The organism is Micromonospora sp. Utrum1 (assembly GCF_057197805.1).
Map to the genome: position 1 here is coordinate 5,457,492 of NZ_CM170071.1, position 16,779 is coordinate 5,474,270.

Annotated in this window: 14 protein-coding genes and 4 pseudogenes; 9 read left to right on the plus strand and 9 right to left on the minus strand. The window is 72.8% G+C overall.

Annotation, left to right across the window (positions count from 1 at the left end; all coding sequences use genetic code 11):
* The first annotated feature begins 12 nt into the window (after positions 1 to 12).
* A complete protein-coding gene (locus AC0OLQ_RS25605) occupies positions 13 to 912 on the plus strand; it encodes a glutamate cyclase domain-containing protein (protein WP_484528402.1) in 900 nt (299 codons plus the stop codon).
* A gap of 18 nt (positions 913 to 930) precedes the next feature.
* On the opposite strand, the gene AC0OLQ_RS25610 is transcribed toward AC0OLQ_RS25605, so the two are convergent.
* Entirely contained in the window at positions 931 to 1,737 is an 807-nt protein-coding gene (locus AC0OLQ_RS25610; RefSeq protein WP_484528403.1) for a hypothetical protein, read from the minus strand.
* Positions 1,738 to 1,743: 6 nt separating this feature from the next.
* Positions 1,744 to 2,601, minus strand: coding sequence for a hypothetical protein (locus AC0OLQ_RS25615; RefSeq protein ID WP_484528404.1), 858 nt, complete (start codon positions 2,599 to 2,601; stop codon positions 1,744 to 1,746).
* Positions 2,602 to 2,704: 103 nt separating this feature from the next.
* On the opposite strand from AC0OLQ_RS25615, the gene AC0OLQ_RS25620 reads away from it, so the two are divergent.
* Entirely contained in the window at positions 2,705 to 3,682 is a 978-nt protein-coding gene (locus tag AC0OLQ_RS25620; protein WP_484528405.1) for a hypothetical protein, read from the plus strand.
* Positions 3,683 to 3,760: 78 nt separating this feature from the next.
* A complete protein-coding gene (locus tag AC0OLQ_RS25625; protein ID WP_484528406.1) occupies positions 3,761 to 3,928 on the plus strand; it encodes a hypothetical protein in 168 nt (55 codons plus the stop codon).
* Between the two features lie 127 nt (positions 3,929 to 4,055).
* Here AC0OLQ_RS25625 and murD read toward each other — a convergent pair whose 3' ends face one another.
* Positions 4,056 to 5,402 (minus strand): UDP-N-acetylmuramoyl-L-alanine--D-glutamate ligase, encoded by a 1,347-nt coding sequence (gene murD, locus AC0OLQ_RS25630; RefSeq protein WP_484528407.1) that lies wholly within the window; start codon positions 5,400 to 5,402, stop codon positions 4,056 to 4,058.
* A gap of 202 nt (positions 5,403 to 5,604) precedes the next feature.
* Between murD and AC0OLQ_RS25635 the strand changes: the two genes are divergently transcribed.
* From AC0OLQ_RS25635 to AC0OLQ_RS25645, 3 genes are read left to right on the plus strand one after another with little or no spacing between them, the layout of a single operon-like run.
* Positions 5,605 to 5,808, plus strand: coding sequence for a helix-turn-helix domain-containing protein (locus AC0OLQ_RS25635; protein ID WP_484528408.1), 204 nt, complete (start codon positions 5,605 to 5,607; stop codon positions 5,806 to 5,808).
* Between the two features lie 60 nt (positions 5,809 to 5,868).
* Positions 5,869 to 7,062 carry an RNA-guided endonuclease InsQ/TnpB family protein gene (locus AC0OLQ_RS25640; protein WP_484532427.1) on the plus strand — a complete coding sequence of 398 codons (1,194 nt, stop codon included), beginning with the start codon at positions 5,869 to 5,871 and terminating at the stop codon, positions 7,060 to 7,062.
* A gap of 36 nt (positions 7,063 to 7,098) precedes the next feature.
* Complete coding sequence (locus tag AC0OLQ_RS25645) at positions 7,099 to 8,448, plus strand: MurL-like N-terminal domain-containing (RefSeq protein WP_484528409.1); 1,350 nt, start codon at positions 7,099 to 7,101, stop codon at positions 8,446 to 8,448.
* 115 nt (positions 8,449 to 8,563) lie between these two features.
* Here AC0OLQ_RS25645 and AC0OLQ_RS25650 read toward each other — a convergent pair whose 3' ends face one another.
* The 3 genes and pseudogenes from AC0OLQ_RS25650 to AC0OLQ_RS25660 form a co-directional block, all read right to left on the minus strand.
* Positions 8,564 to 10,591, minus strand: coding sequence for a PucR family transcriptional regulator (locus tag AC0OLQ_RS25650; protein ID WP_484528410.1), 2,028 nt, complete (start codon positions 10,589 to 10,591; stop codon positions 8,564 to 8,566).
* A gap of 147 nt (positions 10,592 to 10,738) precedes the next feature.
* Positions 10,739 to 12,190, minus strand: a complete 1,452-nt coding sequence (gene argG, locus AC0OLQ_RS25655; protein ID WP_484532428.1) for an argininosuccinate synthase — start codon at positions 12,188 to 12,190, stop codon at positions 10,739 to 10,741.
* 69 nt (positions 12,191 to 12,259) lie between these two features.
* Positions 12,260 to 12,675, minus strand: a pseudogene (locus AC0OLQ_RS25660) (TrmH family RNA methyltransferase); the annotation flags it as partial.
* 4 nt (positions 12,676 to 12,679) lie between these two features.
* On the opposite strand from AC0OLQ_RS25660, the gene AC0OLQ_RS25665 reads away from it, so the two are divergent.
* The gene (locus AC0OLQ_RS25665; protein ID WP_484528411.1) at positions 12,680 to 13,555 is read left to right on the plus strand and encodes a TrmH family RNA methyltransferase; all 876 of its coding nucleotides are present in this window, start codon (positions 12,680 to 12,682) and stop codon (positions 13,553 to 13,555) included.
* A gap of 214 nt (positions 13,556 to 13,769) precedes the next feature.
* On the opposite strand, the pseudogene AC0OLQ_RS25670 reads toward AC0OLQ_RS25665, so the two are convergent.
* A pseudogene (locus AC0OLQ_RS25670) lies at positions 13,770 to 13,961 on the minus strand (IS110 family transposase); the annotation flags it as partial.
* On the opposite strand from AC0OLQ_RS25670, the pseudogene AC0OLQ_RS25675 reads away from it, so the two are divergent.
* Positions 13,959 to 14,338, plus strand: a pseudogene (locus AC0OLQ_RS25675) (transposase); the annotation flags it as partial. The pseudogenes AC0OLQ_RS25670 and AC0OLQ_RS25675 overlap by 3 nt on opposite strands.
* On the plus strand, positions 14,338 to 14,649 hold the full coding sequence (locus AC0OLQ_RS25680) for a hypothetical protein (protein ID WP_484532429.1): 312 nt from the start codon (positions 14,338 to 14,340) through the stop codon (positions 14,647 to 14,649). The pseudogene AC0OLQ_RS25675 and the gene AC0OLQ_RS25680, both read left to right, overlap by 1 nt.
* Positions 14,650 to 14,771: 122 nt before the next feature.
* Here the strand turns inward: AC0OLQ_RS25680 and AC0OLQ_RS25685 are convergent, their stop codons facing one another.
* Complete coding sequence (locus AC0OLQ_RS25685; RefSeq protein WP_484528412.1) at positions 14,772 to 16,376, minus strand: recombinase family protein; 1,605 nt, start codon at positions 16,374 to 16,376, stop codon at positions 14,772 to 14,774.
* Positions 16,369 to 16,767: pseudogene (locus AC0OLQ_RS25690) on the minus strand (TrmH family RNA methyltransferase); the annotation flags it as partial. The gene AC0OLQ_RS25685 and the pseudogene AC0OLQ_RS25690, both read right to left, overlap by 8 nt.
* Positions 16,768 to 16,779 lie beyond the last annotated feature (12 nt).

Below are 16,779 nucleotides of genomic sequence, written 5' to 3' on the forward strand. Positions count from 1 at the left end.
GGAGGGAGCGTCATGCGGGTCGAGGAAGCCGTCGCCGAGCTGGCCCGGGTCGCCGCCCGGGAGGTGGGCCGGGGCAGCGAGGCGCTCGCCGTACCGACGGCCGGCGGGCTGCTCACCGCCGCCCGGTCGCTCGCCGGCCGGCCCGCGCCGGACGCCGCCGTGCTGACCGGCTTCTTCATCCCCGGCGCCGACCCACCCGCGGCCGAGACCGACGGCCCGATCGGCGCCGTGCATCTCGCCGCCGCGCTGCGCGCGCTCGGCGGGCAGGCCCGGCTGGTCACCGACGCGCCCTGCGCGCCGGTGGTCGAGGCCGCGATCGCCGCCGGCGCGCCCGGCGTCCCGCTCGACGTGGCGCCACTGCGCGGGTACGACGACTGGGCCGCGACCATGCTGCCCCGGTACGCGCGCCTGTCGCACGTGATCGCCTGCGAGCGGGTCGGCCCGGGCGTCGACGGCCGGCCCCGCAACATGCGCGGCGAGGACATCGGCGGGCACAGCGCCCCACTCGACCGGCTCTTCACCGCCGGGCCCGCGTTCCGGATCGGCATCGGCGACGGCGGCAACGAGCTGGGCATGGGCCTGCTGCCGGCCGAACTGGTGACCCGGGTGGTCGACCGGGGCGAGCGGATCCGCTGCGTGGTCGGCTGCGAGACGCTGCTGGTCGGCGGCACCTCCAACTGGGCGGCCGCCGCGCTGGTCGGCGCGCTGGCGGTGCTGCGCCCCGAGGTGCCCGCCCTGCGCGACCTGCTCCGCCCCGAGTGGTCCGCCGAGGTGCTCACCGCGATCGTCGCGCGGGCCGGCGCCGTGGACGGCGTACGCCGGCGGGCGACGCCCAGCGTGGACGGCCTGGACTGGCCCGCGTACGCCGAGCCCCTGACGCGGATCGCGGAGCTGGTGGCGGCCGCGGCCTGAACCCCGGCGGCGGGTCGGTCAGGTGGCCGCGGGGCGCTCGGGGCCGGGCAGCGGCCGGCGGCCCGGACGCGGCTCGGCGCGCTCCGGCCCGGTCTGCGCGGCGGCCGGCCGGGCGGGACGGCGGCGGGGCAGGTGCAGTGCGGCGGAGACCAGCGCGAAGGCGGCCCAGCCGCCGGCCAGGGCGAGGGCCGGCGCGGTGTCCTGGAGGTAGTGGTAACCGGCGAGGAAGCCGATCAGGCCCAGGCTGTTGCGGGCGAAGTGCCGGCTGAACTCGGCGAGCTGGTGGCGGGCCTCGACGGCGACCAGCACCCCCGAGTAGGGGAAGGTGACCACCATGCCCCGCAGCAGCTCGCCGAGCAGCCCGGTGAGCAGCGCGCCACCGAAGATGACCACCAGCTTGACCGGCGCGGCCAGGCCGTCCCGCCGGTTCTCCGCCGGCTCCGGTGGCGGCGCGGCGGCGGCCCGGCGGCGCAGCAGCACCATGGTCAGCGCCCAGAGCGCCACGGTGCCGGCCAGCGCCGCCTCGAACGGCACCGGCACCGCCAGCACCCCGGCGCTGAGCGCCACGTAGACCGCGACGCCGGCCAGGTCGGCCAGGAGGATCGGCCAGCGCAGCCGGCGGTGGGTGAGCGCCACCGTGACGAAGAAGAGGTTGAGGCCGACCACCCCGAGCAGCTGCGGCCCGTCCACCCGGTGGCCGGTGGTGACCAGGGCCAGGGTCATGGGCAGCGGCAGGCTGTAGACGAACGCACGCACCCGGACCGAGCGGATCACGCTGACCGCCCAGACCACGGCGGTCACCAGCAGGACGGCACTCCACGTCATGGCGCCTCAGTCCTGGAAGGTGGCGATGTCGGCGCAGAGCCGGAAGGCCCGGGTCAGCCGCTCCACGTCGGCCGGGTGGACGGAGAACTCATTCTCGCTGATCTCGCCGTGCGCGGTCATCTTGGCCTCCCAGCAGCTCGACCCGTCCCAGACCGCCAGGTTGATGTGCAGGTGCGGACTGACCGCGCCGAGCGGCAACAGGCCCACCCGCACGCCAGCCCGCCGCTGCGTCTCCACCAGCTCGGACAGCTCCGGGCTGAGGGTGGCGTAGGTGAAGATCCGGGTGATTCGCACGCCCCGCTCCAGGGCGGCCAGGTTCGCTTCCCAGTAGCGCCGGCCGACATCCCCGCGCCACCAGCTCAGCTCGCCGCTGACCCGGGGCATCACGTTGGTCAGCGCGACCAGCTCCCGGGCGCAGTCCCGGGTGGCGCCGAGCAGGTCCTCGTCGTCGTCGCCGCGCCGGATGATCCGGCCCGCGGCGAGCTGCTCCGCCTCCCGGCGGAACTCCTCGAAGCGCCGCTGCGCCTCGGCCGCCACCCGGGTCCCGGCGTGCCGCTCGGCGGCCTCGCGGAGCGCGCCGGCGAGCTGCGGGGTGGCGCGGACCAGCCAGGGCGGCCCGTCCAACAGCGTGCGCAGGTGGAACCGGCGCTCGGCCCGGGCCAGCGAGTCGAGCACCAGCGAGATGGTGATGCCCATCAGCCCGGCGAGCAGCGACTCGACCCCGGTGGCCGCGTTGGTCAGGTCGAGCGTCACGGACAGCAGGATCGAGAGCGTGATGCCGACCAGAGCCACCGGGTCGGTGTGCGCGACCAGCCGCACCAGGTTCTCCGCCGAGCCGCTCCGGCCCCGCGCCCGTCGCCGCATCGCCTCACCCGCCACCGGCCACCCCCGATCACTCGTGTGCTCAGCGTAGCCACGATCCACAACGGCCGGTCGGCCGCCGCCCGCCGCCGGTAGCATCCGCCTGGTGCGGACGACGGAGGTGGCGCTGCCGGCCGGCGCGGCGGGGACGACCCGGGCAGAACTGGCGGCGGGGATCCGAGCCTGGGCGGACTCGCCGCCGATGCGGGCCCTGGTCGGGCACTTCGGCGGCGACTGGCCGGCCGGTGACCTGAGCGCGGTGCTGGCCGGGCTGGACGACTTCTCCGCCCGGCACTGGGACTTCCGCGACGGGCGGGAACGCCCCGACGCCCGGGAGCCGGCGTTCGACCCGGCCACGGTCGGGCTGGTGCTCGACGCGGCGACGGCGCTGGGCCTGGTCCGGGCCGTCCCGCCCACCCTGCCCCGGTACGCGCACCTGCTCGTCCTCGGCGGCCTGGCGCACGCCTGCCTGCGGCGCACCGCGTACGCCGCGCACCTGGCCCGGGCGGTCGCCGGGGTCGCCGGCGAGGTGGCGGTGCTGGGCAGCTTCCGGGCCCTCTCCCCGGTCGAGTCGCGGCTGCTCGGCGACGTCGGGGTGCACGGCTGCGCCACCGAGGTGGACGCGCTGGACGCCGGGGTGCGGCTGGCGTTCGGGGTGGACGCGCCGAGCGAGGAGACCGGCGAGACCGCGGACCACCCGCACCGGGCCTGGTCCTCGCGCACCTACCGGCCCGCCGGGCTGCCGCCGGTCCGGGTCCTGGCCGCTCCGTCCAGCGAGCCGGACCACCGGCGGGCACACACCGCCGACACCCAGCGGTTCTGGGCCGCGCACGTCCGGCTGCGCGCGGACGATCCGGTGCTGGTGGTGACGGCCCCGATCTACGTGCCGTTCCAGCACTGCGACGCGCTGCGCACCCTCGCCGTGCCGTTCGGCTGCGGAATCGACACGGTCGGGGTGGACCCGGCGCTGGCCCCGCCGGTCCCGGTGCCGGAGCCCACCCTCACCGCCGGGCGCTACCTCCAGGAGATCCGCTCGGCGGTCCGGTCGATGCGCGCCCTGCACACGGCGCTGGCGGCCGGCTGACCGGCGCACGGCGGGGCCGGTGCCCGGCGAACCACCGCGCACCGGCCCGTGGACCGGGGTCAGTTGACGTAGACGGGGTTGCCCGCCTGGGTGGCGTCCTGCGCCGGCGAGTACGTCGCGGAGAAGTACGCGGTGCCGAAGCAGAGGCTCGGCCCGGACGACTTGGTCAGCACCTGGTTGGTGAAGGCGATCGAGTTGGTGGCGTTGGCCGCCGTGCCGGTGATGCTGTTGGTGGCGGTCCGGTAGACGCAGGTGATCGGGCCGAGCAGGCTGTTCAGCAGGACCGTGCTCTGGATCGGCGCGCCGGCGGACGACGCCGAGCCCGCGCTGCCGCCCGGCGCGGAGTCCCCGGCCCCGGCCGACCGGGGCTGAGTCAGCGGGCGGTGTCGACCACCGCCTGCGCGAAGACCTCGGAGCGGTGCTCGTAGTTGCGGAACTGGCCGTAACTCGGCGCGGCCGGGGAGAGCAGCACCACCCCGCCGGCCGGGGTGAGCTTGCGGGCCAGCCCCACGGCGGCGACCAGGTCCTCGGCGATCTCCGTCCGCACCGCCGGCAGCCCCGCCAGGGCGTCGACGATCCGGGGGCCGCTGTCCGGGATGCCGATCACGGTGATATCCCGCTCGGCCAGGTGGTCGCGGAGCGGGGTGTAGTCCAGCCCTCGGTCCGTCCCTCCGACGATCACGGTCAACGGCCGCCCCTCGTACGCGTCGATCGCGTGCATGGCCGCGTACGGGCTGGTGGCCAGGGTGTCGTCGACGAAGGTGAGCCCGGACGCGTCGGGAATCTCGGTGAGCCGGTGGGCGAGGCCCTGGAACCCGGCGACCGCGATGGCGAGGCTGTCCTTGCCCGCCACCACGTCGACGCCGAGCGCGTCGAGCACCGCCAGCGCAACGCAGAGGTTGCCCTCGTTGTGCCGGCCGACCAGGGGCAGCACCGCGCGCGGGAAGAGCGGGGTGTCCCGCAGGTGGAACCAGGGGGCGCCGTCCGGGCCGCTCGCCACGTGGGTGGTGTCCGGCGAGCCGGCCCGGACCGCCGCCCGGTCCCCCAGTTCGAGCGCCAGCCGCGGGTCGGCGCCGTTGACCACCACGGTGTGCGGGCCGTGCGCCAGCAGGTTGAGCTTGTCCCGGTAGTACTCCCGCTCGCCGCCGTGCGCGTCGAGGTGCTCGGGGAAGAGGGCGGTCACCACGGCCACCCGGGGCGAGTCGGTCAGGTCGGCGCACTGGTAGCTGGAGAGCTCCAGCACGTACAGCCCCGCCTCGGGCAGGTCGAGCAGCGGCACGCCGATGTTGCCGCCGAAGACGTTCGGCCGGTCCATCGCGGTGAGCAGGTGGCTGATCAGGCTGGAGGTGGTGCTCTTGCCCTTGCTGCCGGTCACCCCGACGGTCCGGTCCGCGTGGTCGGCCATCCAGAGGGCGCTGCCCTGGGTGACCGGGACGGCCCGACGGCGCAGCTCGACCATCCACGGGTGGGTGTTCGGCACCCCGGGCGAGCGGACCACCACGTCGGCGGCGGCCAGCCGGGCGAAGCCCTCCTCCCCGGTCACCAGCGGCGCGGCCTCGGCGAGCGGGCCCTCCCACGGCAGGGTGAGGAAGTTCGCGCTGTCGTCGACGGCGACCAGGCCGGCCGGGCCGTGCGCGGCGATCGCGGTCACCGCGGCCCGGCCCTCCCGGCCGGCGCCCCAGACGGCGACATGACGTCCGCGCAGATCAGACAGGCGCACAGGCTCTCCTCGTTGACATCCTCCCCCTCATGAAGAATGAGGGCGATTCCAGCCTATACAGGCTGAGGTTCACGGCCGTTCGAACGGCTGGTGGCCGCTGTCGCCCATCCGGCACCGGCTGTTCTTCGGGGGCAGGGGATTCCGCCCTGTCCTGCAGCGACGTTAACTGTTGTGTCGTAGGTGGCAGGCATGCTGTGGGGCTGTGGGGAGGTTTACCGCGTTCCGGTTCACAGCTGACCCGTCACCGTCGCAGGTGGTGGTGTTGGTCCGTCATACGGGGGCGGCTCGGTTCGCGTTCAACCAGTGCCTGGCTCTGGTGAAGGACGCCCTGGATGCGAAGCATCGGGGCGGGTCAGTGGTGGTGCCGCGGTCGGGTTTCGACCTGATCAACGCGTTCAACTCGTGAAAGACCTCGGCGCAGGCGAGTCGCCGCTTCGTGGTCGACTCGGCCGGTTCGGCCGAGATCGTGTCGACGGGGTTGTCGTGGCGGACGCAGGTGTGTCAGCAGGTGTGTGAGGAAGCCGCTGTCGACTTGGGCCGCGCCCTGACCGCCTGGGCCGACTCCCGGCGGGGGAAACGGCCGGGCCGCCGGGTGGGGTTCCCGACATTCAAACGCAAGAGCCGCACCCAGCCGTCGTTCCGGATCCGCTGCGAAACCAAGGCGGGTCGGGCGAGCATCCGGGTGGGGGATCCGACGGCGGGGCCTCGGAGTATCTGTCTGCCGAGGATCGGGGTCCTGAGGGTGCGGGAGGACACCCGCCGACTCCGGCGGATGATGCGCACAGGCCGAGCCCACATCCGGTATGCCACCGCCTCGTGCCGGGCCGGCCGATGGACCATCACCGTGACAGTGGAGGCGGCGGATTTGCATCCCGCCCGCCAGCACCCGCCCCGCCCCGACGCCGACTGCGGTGGTTGGGTAGGCATCGACCGGGGCCTCGCTGCCCTCGTCGTAGCCGCCGACACCACCGGCCGACAGCGGCTGCGCGTCACTGATCCACCGCGCCCGCTGCGGACCGCCCTGCCCCGGCTACGGCGGCTATCCCGCCAGGTCACCCGCAAACAGCGAGGCTCGCGCAATCGGGCCGAGGCTGTCGCCCGGCTGGCTCGTGCCCACCACCGTGTCGCGAATGTGCGTCGCCACTTTCTGCACAAGGTCGCCAACCGGCTGGTCAAGACCCACGACCGGCTGGCTCTGGAAGACCTCCACACCGCCGGTCTGCTGCGCAACCGGCGTCTGGCCGCCGCCATCTCCGATGCGGGTTGGGCTGAACTGGCCCGCATCATCGGCTACAAACAACGCTGGCGGGGCGGGCAGGCCACCCGGGCACCCCGCTGGTACCCGTCCACCAGAATGTGCAGTGCCTGCCGCACCATCGGCCCCGCCCTACCCCTGTCCATACGCATCTTCCGCTGCGACGAGTGCGGGCATACGGCGGACCGGGACGTCAACGCGGCGGTCAACCTCGCCGTCTGGGCCGAGCGACACCATGCCCAGACCCGGGACCCCGAAGCACGAGGCCCGGTCACCAACGCCTCCCGAGGGAACGGCTCTGGCCAGCGCCCACGCGCCGGCGCAACCAGCCCTGATGATGGAGGAACCCCACCGCCACGAACACCCGCGACGGCAGGGACGCCCGAGAAGGGCGGTGTCTCATGACCCAACGGACTATTGAGACACGCTGTAGTATGGCGTGTGCCCAACGAGCAGCTCCGGCGGATGGACGCCTTCACCTTCCCGTCCTACTCGATCGACTTCGCCACCGGCGAGGTGTTGTTCGACTACGCCCTGACCGGCCCCGACGGCGAGCAGCGGTTCACCGAGGTGGTCACCCTTCCCCTGCCGGCGGAGCCGGTGTCCGACGAGACCGCGGCCACCCTCGCCCGGGTCCTCGAACTGCTGCACGTGGTCGCCGGGGTCAGCTACTACAAGGCCGCCGCGCCGCCCCGGCTGGTGCTGCCGGCGCCGCTGGGCGCGGCCGCCGCCGACCTGGTCACGGCCGTCTACACCAAGGGTCTCGCCGAGTACGCGTACCGCAACCAGCTGCCGCACGTGCTGGAGCTGCGCCCGGAGGTGCCGGCCGGTGAGGTCGCCGCGCCGCGCGTGTACGACGACTCGGACCGCCGGCCGCTCTCTGCCGTCGGCGGCGGCAAGGACTCCATCGTCACGCTGGAGGCGCTGCGCCGGGCCGGTTTCGACCCGGTGCCCTTCTCGGTCAACCCGAACCACGTCATCGTCTCGGTCAACGAGGCGTCCGACCTGGTGCCGCTCGCCGCCCGCCGGCGGATCGACCCGGTGCTGCTCGACCTCAACGCGGCCGGGGCGCGCAACGGGCACATCCCGGTCACCGCGATCAACTCGCTGATCGCAGTCGCCACCGCCGTGCTGCACGGGCTCGGGCCGGTGGTGATGTCCAACGAGCGTTCGGCGTCCGACCCGAACCTGGTCTGGCAGGGCCACGAGATCAACCACCAGTGGTCCAAGGGCGTCGAGGCGGAAGGCCTGCTGCGGGCCGCGCTGGCTGAGCACGCCGGTCTCACCGAGCCGTACTTCTCGCTGCTGCGGTCGCTGTCCGAGCTGCACATCGCGCGGCTCTTCGCCGAGACCGACCGGTACGACGCGGTGGTGACCAGCTGCAACGCCGCCTTCAAGCTGCGCGATGCGAGCGAGCGCTGGTGCCGCGACTGCCCGAAGTGCCGGTTCGTGTTCCTGGCCATGGCGCCGTTCATGTCCCGCGACCGGATCACCGCCATCTTCGGCGGCGACCTGCTGGCCGACGAGTCTCAGATTCCCGGCTACCGGGAGCTGCTCGGCGTGGACGGGCACAAGCCGTTCGAGTGCGTCGGCGAGGTCGAGGAGTCGGTGGTCGCACTGAGCCTGCTCGCCGAGCAGGAGCAGTGGCGCGACGCCCCCGTGGTCCGCGCCCTGGTCGACGCGGTGCCGCCGACGGCCTGGTCGGCCGCCGCCACCTCCGACGTCTTCACCCCCGGCGGCCCCACCTACGTCCCCGCCCCCTACGCCAAGGCCCTGACGGCCCTCACCTGACCCCGCCCACCCACCCCACCCCGCCCTCGCCCCGGCTCGCCCCGTTGATCATGAGGTTAGCGGGGCGGATCGCCCGGATTGTCGCCGCCAACTTCATGATCACCGAGGACGGCGGTCAGGGGGTGCGGACGGCGTCCAGGGCTAGCAGGGCCACGTGGAGGGACAGGCACTGCTCCACCGAGTCGAGGTCGACGTCGAGGATGCGGCCGATGCGGGCCAGGCGTTCGTAGAAGGCCGGCCGGGACAGGTGGGCGGCGGCGGCCGCGGCGGACTTGTTGCGGCCCTGCTCCAGATACGCGCGGAGGGTGCCGAGCAGTTGTTCCCGGGGGTGCTGGGCGTCGTACGCGAGCAGCCCGCCCAGCTCCCGCTCGACGAAGGTCTGCAACCGCGGCTCGTCCCGGAGCAGGTGCAGCAGGCCGGCCAGCCCGACGTGCGGCAGCCGGAAGTAGGGCAGCTCCCGCCGGTCCCGCCGGGCCGCCTCGGCGATCTGCCGCGCCTCGACCAGTGAGCGGCGCGCCTCCCGCAGGCTGCCCACCCCGGACCCGGCCGCGACGATCACGGCCGGGCCGGCCGGGCGCGGGCGGGACGCCGGGTCCGCGGCGCGCAGCGCGCCGACCGCCGCCGTCCGGGCGGCCGAATCGGCGGGGCGGGCGGACCGGGGCGCCGGCGGACGGGCCGGGTCGGCGTCGAGGCGCACCCGGCGCAACGCGGCGGCGAACGCGGCGAGCGCTTTCTCCTCGGCGGCCGGGTCGGGCAGCGCCAGCAACGCGCCGACCGCCTGGTCGTCGACGGCGCTGGTCAGCGCGGTGAGCTTGGCCTCGCGCAGCGCCTGGCCGACCGCCTCGGCGAGGTCGCGCAGCCGGGCCGGACCGGCCTCGGGGCCGACGTCCGGGCCCGGCCCGCCGCCCTCGGTCGGGTCGTCAGCCCGGTGCCGGACCACCACACCGACCAGGTGGCGGCGGTCCAGGGTCACGCCGAGCGCCTTGGCCCGTAGCGCCACCTCGTCGACCGGGCGGGAGTGGTCGATCAGGGCGGTGAGCAGGGTGCGGTGGATCTGGCGTTCCAGCCCCTCGGCGTCGCGCCGGATCAGCCGGCCCAGGGCGAGGGTGGAGGCGGCCCGCTCGATCAGGATGGTGAGCCGGGTGGGTGGGGTCGCGCCCGGTCCCCCGCTGAAGCCCGGGTCCCGACGCGGATACGGTGGCGTCCAGCCGCCGACCGGCGCGGTGTCGACCGGCGCCGCGTCGACCGGCGCCGCGTCGACCGGCGCGGCGCCGGCGATCGGCTGACCGCGGTCGGCGTCGTACCCGCCGGACGGCCGGCCGGTCGCCCCGGCCGTCGTGGCCGGGAAGGCGTCGGACGACGGTCGGTCCTCCACGCCGGCCGACGGGCGGTCGGGACCGCGCGTGGTCAACTCGTCGCCCCCGGCCGGCCAGCGCAGCAGCAGCCGCCCCCAGTCCTGGCCCCGGGCACCGACGGTGGTCACCAGCCACCCGCTGTCCGGGTCGTACGCGGTGCGCCCGGCCGGCCGGATCCGCCGGGAGTGCTGCTCCCAGCCGTCCAGCAGCAACTCGGCGTTCTCCCCCGCCGGGTCGTACGCCAGCACCTGCCGGGACAGGTTCTCCAGCACCACCGGGCAGCCGGCCAGCTCGGCGGCCTGCCGCACCACCTCGGCCGGCTCGGCGCCCTCGACCGACAGCTCGGTGAACCGCTGGTGGATCTCCTCGGTGGCGCGCAGCTCGGTGAGCTGGGCGTCCACGATCAGCGCGTGCACCGCCTCGGTGATCCGCACGAACGGAGTGGCCCGGCGCAGCTCGACCAGGGGCAGCCCGCGCCGCTCGGCGGCGGCCGCCATCACCCGGGGCACCCCGCTGACGTAGCGGCGGCCCAGCTCCACCACCAGCCCGGAGACCCCGACGTCGGCCAGGTCGCCGATGAACGCGCGCAGCCCGGCGTCGTCGGCGGGCAGCCCGATGCCAGTGGTGAGCACCAGCTCGCCCCCGCCGAGCAGGGTGGCGATGTCGGGCACCTCGGCCACGTGCACCCACCGCACCGGCCGGTCCAGCCCCGCGTCCCCAGCGACCAGGCGCGGCGCGCCGTGGCGCACCGGCACCAGGGCGAGCACCTCACGGACGGTAGGGAACACGGGCGACACGCTACCCTGCGTCACCGCCGATTCCGAGCGTGCGCCCGCCCAGGCCGCCCCCGGCGTCCCAGCGGGTCGTCGCGGCCCAACTCCCGGCACGCCACTTTCGAACCCTGCGGCACTACTGATCCCTTCCCGAGGCGTCGCTCAGTCGACGCCGAACTCCATCGCGGCGCGGTCGAGTGCCTCGTCGTCGGCGGAGGGGACGCCCCGGGAGGCGATGGCTTCCGCGCCGCCCTCTGGCATCGCACCGATGAGACCGGTCGAGGCTGCCTGCGCGGCGCCGACCATCCGCTGGGGGGTCGCGCCGCCTACCATGCCGAGGGTTGCGTACTGCTCCAGCTTCGCCCGCGAGTCGGCGATGTCCAGGTTGCGCATGGTGAGCTGGCCGATCCGGTCCGACGGGCCGAACGCCGAGTCCTCGGTACGCTCCATCGACAGCTTGTCAGGGTGGTAGCTGAACGCCGGGCCGGTGGTGTCCAGGATCGAGTAATCCTCGCCCCGGCGCAGCCGCAACGTCACCTCGCCGGTGACCGCCGTGCCGACCCAGCGCTGCAACGACTCGCGCAGCATCAGCGCCTGCGGGTCCAGCCATCGCCCCTCGTACATCAGCCGACCGAGGCGGCGGCCCTCGTTGTGGTAGTTCGCCAGGGTGTCCTCGTTGTGGGTGGCGTTGACCAGCCGTTCGTACGCGGCATGCAGCAGCGCCATGCCAGGCGCCTCGTAGATGCCCCGGCTCTTGGCCTCGATGATCCGATTCTCAATCTGGTCCGACATGCCCAGGCCGTGCCGGCCGCCGATGGCGTTGGCCTCCAGCACCAGGTCGACAGGGCTGCCGAACTCCTTACCGTTGATCGTCACCGGGCGACCCTGGTCGAAGCCGATCGTGACGTCCTCGGTCGGGATCTCCACCAAGGGGTCCCAGAACCGGACTCCCATGATCGGGTTGACCGTCTCGATGCCGGTGTCGAGGTGCTCGAGGGTCTTCGCCTCGTGCGTGGCGCCCCAGATGTTGGCGTCGGTGGAGTATGCCTTCTCGGTGCTGTCCCGGTATGGCAGGGCGCGTGCGAGCAGCCACTCCGACATCTCCTTACGCCCACCCAACTCGGTGACGAAGTCGGTGTCGAGCCACGGCTTGTAGATGCGCAGCTGCGGGTTGGCCAGCAGGCCGTACCGGTAGAACCGCTCGATGTCGTTGCCCTTGAAGGTCGAGCCGTCGCCCCAGATCTGGACATCGTCGGAGATCATCGCCCGCACCAGCAGGGTCCCGGTCACGGCCCGGCCCAGCGGGGTGGTGTTGAAGTACGCCCGCCCGCCGGAGCGGATGTGGAAGGCCCCGCAGGTCAACGCCGCCAGGCCCTCCTCGACCAGGGCGGCGCGGCAGTCGACCAGTCGGGCGACCTCGGCGCCGTAGCTGAGCGCGCGACCGGGCACCGAGGCGATGTCGGGCTCGTCGTACTGGCCGATGTCGGCGGTGTAGGCGCAGGGGACGGCGCCCCTGTCGCGCATCCACGCGACCGCGACCGAGGTGTCGAGGCCGCCGGAGAAGGCGATGCCGACACGTTCGCCGGCGGGCAGGGAGGTGAGAACCTTGGACACAAGGAAGATTATGCACCATGTCGCATGGTCATGCAAAGAACACCGGCCGCAGAGCTGCCCGCTGCCGAACAGCGGGGCACCGCGGCCCAGCTCCCAGCAGGCCACTGCGGTGGCGGCGGCCACGTTGAGCGAGTCCACCCCGCGCCGCATGGGGATCACCACCCGGACGTCGCTGGCCTCCATGGCGGCCCGGGTCAGGCCGGCGCCCTCGGCCCCCCATGAGCAGGGCCGCGCGGGCCCGCTGCCCGGCATCCAGCCGCTGGATCGGCACCGCGTCCGGCACGGGCGTCATGGCCAGCACCGTGAAGCCCGCCGCCCGGACCTGCCGAGCGCGTCCGGCCAGGGCTCCAGCTTCGCGTACGGGATGGCGAACACCTCACCCATGCTGACCCGGACGCTGCGCCGGTACAGCGGTCGGCGCAGGTCGGTGAGAGCAGCACGGCGTCCACCCCGGGCGCCGCCACGGCCCGGAAGATCGCGCCCAGGCCTATGCACAACACCAACCTGCACCCCAGCCCTCCTCCCCAGCTCACGCAGCCGATGAGCAAGACTCGGCGGGTGACCGTAGAGCTGATCACCGACCCGGCGGACGAGCGGATCGCCGACTACCGCGCCCTGACGGACGTTGAGCTGCGCACCAGGTGGGAGCCCCCGCACGGGCTGTTCATCGCCGAGGGCGAGCTAGTGCTGCGCCGGGCGCTGCGAGCCGGCTATCGGCCGCGGTCCTTCCTCGTGGACGCGAAGCGAGTAGACCAGCTCCGCGACCTGCTCGACCACGGGCCGGCGTACGCGGCCAGCCAGGAGGTACTGGAGGCCGTCACCGGCTTCCATGTCCACCGAGGCGTCCTGGCCAGCTTCCACCGCAAGCCGTTGCCTGCGGCGGAGGACGTGCTGGCCGGCGCCCGCCGCGTCGCGGTGCTCGAAGGGCTCAATAACCACACGAACCTCGGAGCCGTGTATCGGGGCGCAGCCGCCCTGGGCATCGACGCCGTGCTGCTCTCGCCGACGTGCGCCGACCCGCTCTACCGGCGGAGCGTCCGGGTCAGCATGGGCGAGGTGTTCGCCGTGCCGTACGCAAAGCTGGACCCATGGCCGGCGGGGCTGGACCTGGTGCGCGAGGCCGGCTTTACGATCCTCGCCATGACGCCGGCACCCGACGCCGTACCGATTCAGCGCCTCACCCCGGCTCAGCGAGCCAAGGCCGCCCTCCTGCTGGGAGCCGAAGGCCCGGGGCTGACGGCAGCGGCGCAGGCAGCCAGCGACGTCCGGGTGGTCATCCCGATGCGACGCAGCGTGGACTCGCTCAACGTGGCGGCGGCTGCTGCGGTGTCGTTCTGGGAACTGGGCCGCGAGGATGAACTGTGACCGTCTCCCGTGTGAACGAAGACGCTTTCCCTGCTCACGCCCGCACTCCTGTCACCAACTGTCGTATAGCCTGGCCAGTCGGACGTATGGTGCCGATGCGTGGCAATTCACCGCAGATGATCTCGCGTACTGGCTCGACGACGAGCGGCGCCCCGTCCGATGCAAGGTCGAGCGGTGACCGACACGAGCGTCTACCTGCGGGCCACGGCCAACGACTATGGCCGGCATCAGCGATGAAGTAGGCATCGCGGGCGTCGGTCTTCGCCGCGCCCGGATGCAGGTCAGCGATGTGACGCATCGGCATGCCAGGCAGATAGGCCACCTGGTGCCCGCACGCACGGGCGACCGCGACCGGCAGCGCCCCGATCGAAGCGGGCTGGTCGACCACCACCAGGACCCGCCCGTGCCGGGTCGAGGCGTCAGGACCGCCGCCCGGATCCTGCTCGAAGTCGGCGACGGCAGCTCGTTCGCCACCCCAGGACAGCTGGCCGCCTACGCCGGCCTGGCCCGGTCACCCGCCGCTCCGGCAGCTCGATCCGCGGCGAACACCCCGCCCGCGGCGGCAACAAACAGCTCAAACGCGCGTTCTTCCTCGCCGCGTTCGCTGCTCTGGCCGACCCGGTCAGCCGCGCCTACTACGACCGCAAACGCGCCCAAGGCAAGAAATACAACGCCGCCCTGATCTGCCTGGCCCGCCGCCGCTCCGACGTCCTGTTCGCCATGCTCCGCGACAAGATCCCTTACCAGCCCCGGCCGCTGCCGGCTCTAGCATCAGCGGCGTGATGGACCTGGACCTCGACGATTTCGCCGATGCTGTCACCGCCCGCGCCAGCCAATGGAACAGCGCACGCGTGCGATGGGAACTGCACCGCGGACCCACCCGCGACAAGTCAGCGGCCTGGATCGTCTGGACCACCACCGACCGCGAGGCCCAGCTGACCGTCTGGACCAGCGGCGAAGCCGAACTTGACCTCGTCCAGATCTCCACAGGCACCGTCATCAGCACCCACTACGAAATGTCCACCGCCGCCGACCTCACCGCCTGCCTCGACGAACTCACCCACCGATTAACGTCGGCCCCTTCCGGGACTTGACCAAACCCATAGGGACACCCCCCGGATCATCCGTACGACAGGGGCAGTAAGTCATACCGGGCCGGGCGACCGAGCAGTCCCTGGCTGGGGCCGATCAAAAGGTAACGGGGCATTCTCGTGTCTCAGGCGGCAGCCTTGGCCCACTTGGGCACCGGGATCACCTTCTTGCCCGGCTCGTACGGCCCCGGCATGACCGTGATCGAGCTGACCATGTGCAGCAGCATCTCCCGACGCTCACCCGGGGTGAACTCCGGCCACTCCTCCCGCAGCGCGATGAATCTCTGCTGCGCGTAGGCGTCGGCTGCCTCCGAACGAGCCAGGGCGGCGTCCCTGTTGGACTCGGCGACCTCGATCTCCTGCTTGAGCCCGTCACGCCTCCGGTGGTAGCCCTCCTTGTCCAGGTCACCCTCGGCGTACATCTCCTGATACCGGGAGAGCTTGGCCTTCAGCTTGCGGACCTCCCGGTCCAGCGCCGTCGCATCCGCGACCGCATCGCGGCCCGCCTCCAGCCTCGCCTTGCGCCCCTCGACGTCGTCACCGCCCTCAGCCTCCCGATCCAGCCAGGCGAGCACGTCGGCCTCGGCGCGAGCGTTGGACACCGAGTTGAACGGGTGCTCCTTGCGGTCCCGCGCCCGGTAGCAGGTCCAGGAGTGCCTTTTGTGGCGCCCCGAGTACACCGACACCATCGGCCCGCCGCAGCCCTCCCAGCCGCACGTCATGAGGCCGGACAGGGTGTGCACCGTGGTCCGCAGGCGTGGCGCCATGAGCGCCTGCTCGTCGCGGCGCTTCTTGTAGGCGTCCCACGTCTCGCGGTCGATGATCGGCTCGTGCTTGCCCTCGCGCCATACGTCGAAGCACCAGATCGAGCGCCCGTTGCTCCCGCCGGCCTCACTGGAGGTGGGCGGGTTGGTGCGCTCGCGGATCAGGCCGGCGGCGAAGCCGGTATCCATCATCCGGGAGATCGACTGGAGCGACCAGCGGTTGCCCCTGAGGGTAGTCAACCCCAGGGAGTTCCACTCCAGGGCCAGCGCGCGCATGGACTCGCCAGCCACGTACCGCTCGTAGGCATTCTTGAGGACCTTCATCTGGTCCTCGTTCACGGTGTAGCCGGTGCGCCTGTCGTAGTCGTAGCCGAACCGCGGACCGCCCGTGTGCGGCAGCCCGTCGCGGCGACGCTTGGCCTGCGCCTCCTTCCATGAGTCGCTGATCATGTCCGACTGAAGCTCGGCGATGAGCAGCATCTGGTTCCGGCTGAACTTGCCGACCGACGTCCTCGGATCGAAGTCCTCCGTGGCCGCCCGCACGATGCCCCGCGCCTCGTCCTCGACGTGGCTGAGGTAGACCAGCGACTCCTTCATGTTGCGGCCCCAGCGGGACCACTTCCAGAGCAGCACGTTCTTCCACTGCCGGTCGCGTACGCCCTGGGCGACGTCCTTTACCCGGCGCTTGGTGAAGTTTCGACCTGACTTGTCCTTGTCGTAGATCCAGGCAACGACGACCAGGTCCTCGCGACCAGCGAGCGTCTGGATCGAGTGCTTCTGGATCTCGGGCGAGATAAGGTACTCGCCTCGACCCTTCTCGTCGGACACGCGGATGTATCCGAGCGCCCTCTTCTCGAACGGGATGCGGTCCAATTCTTCGGGCGCGACTGCCCGCTCAAAAGCCGGCTGCTCGGACAATGCGCCTCCTGGCCAGGAACTTTGATGGGGGCACTTTACCGCTCTCAATAGCGGTGTGGTTGTTGATGTCCTCCAGGATCACCATCCGCCGGGCGGTGGTCAGCACCTGGGCGGCGGACGGCAGCGGCTTGCGGCGGAATGAGGCGAGCACGCCCCGGTGCACGTGGAAGCCGGTGGCCCGCTGGAGCACCTCCTGGGTGGCCGCGTAGACCGGGGTGTCGCCGGTGTCGAGGTCGGCGAGCTGGTCGACCCGCTTGGCGTCGACCAGGTACGACCGGGCCGGGTAGCCGGCCCGCAGCGCCCGCCGCAGCACCAGCTCGCCCTCGGCGATGAACAGCCCGTGCGGCGGCTCCCAGCGGGTGCGCAGCTCCACGTCGGTCAGCGCGCGGTAGTCGGCGATCCGGTCGTCGTCGGGGTCGGTGATCTCGTGGACGGGCACCGGACGATTCTG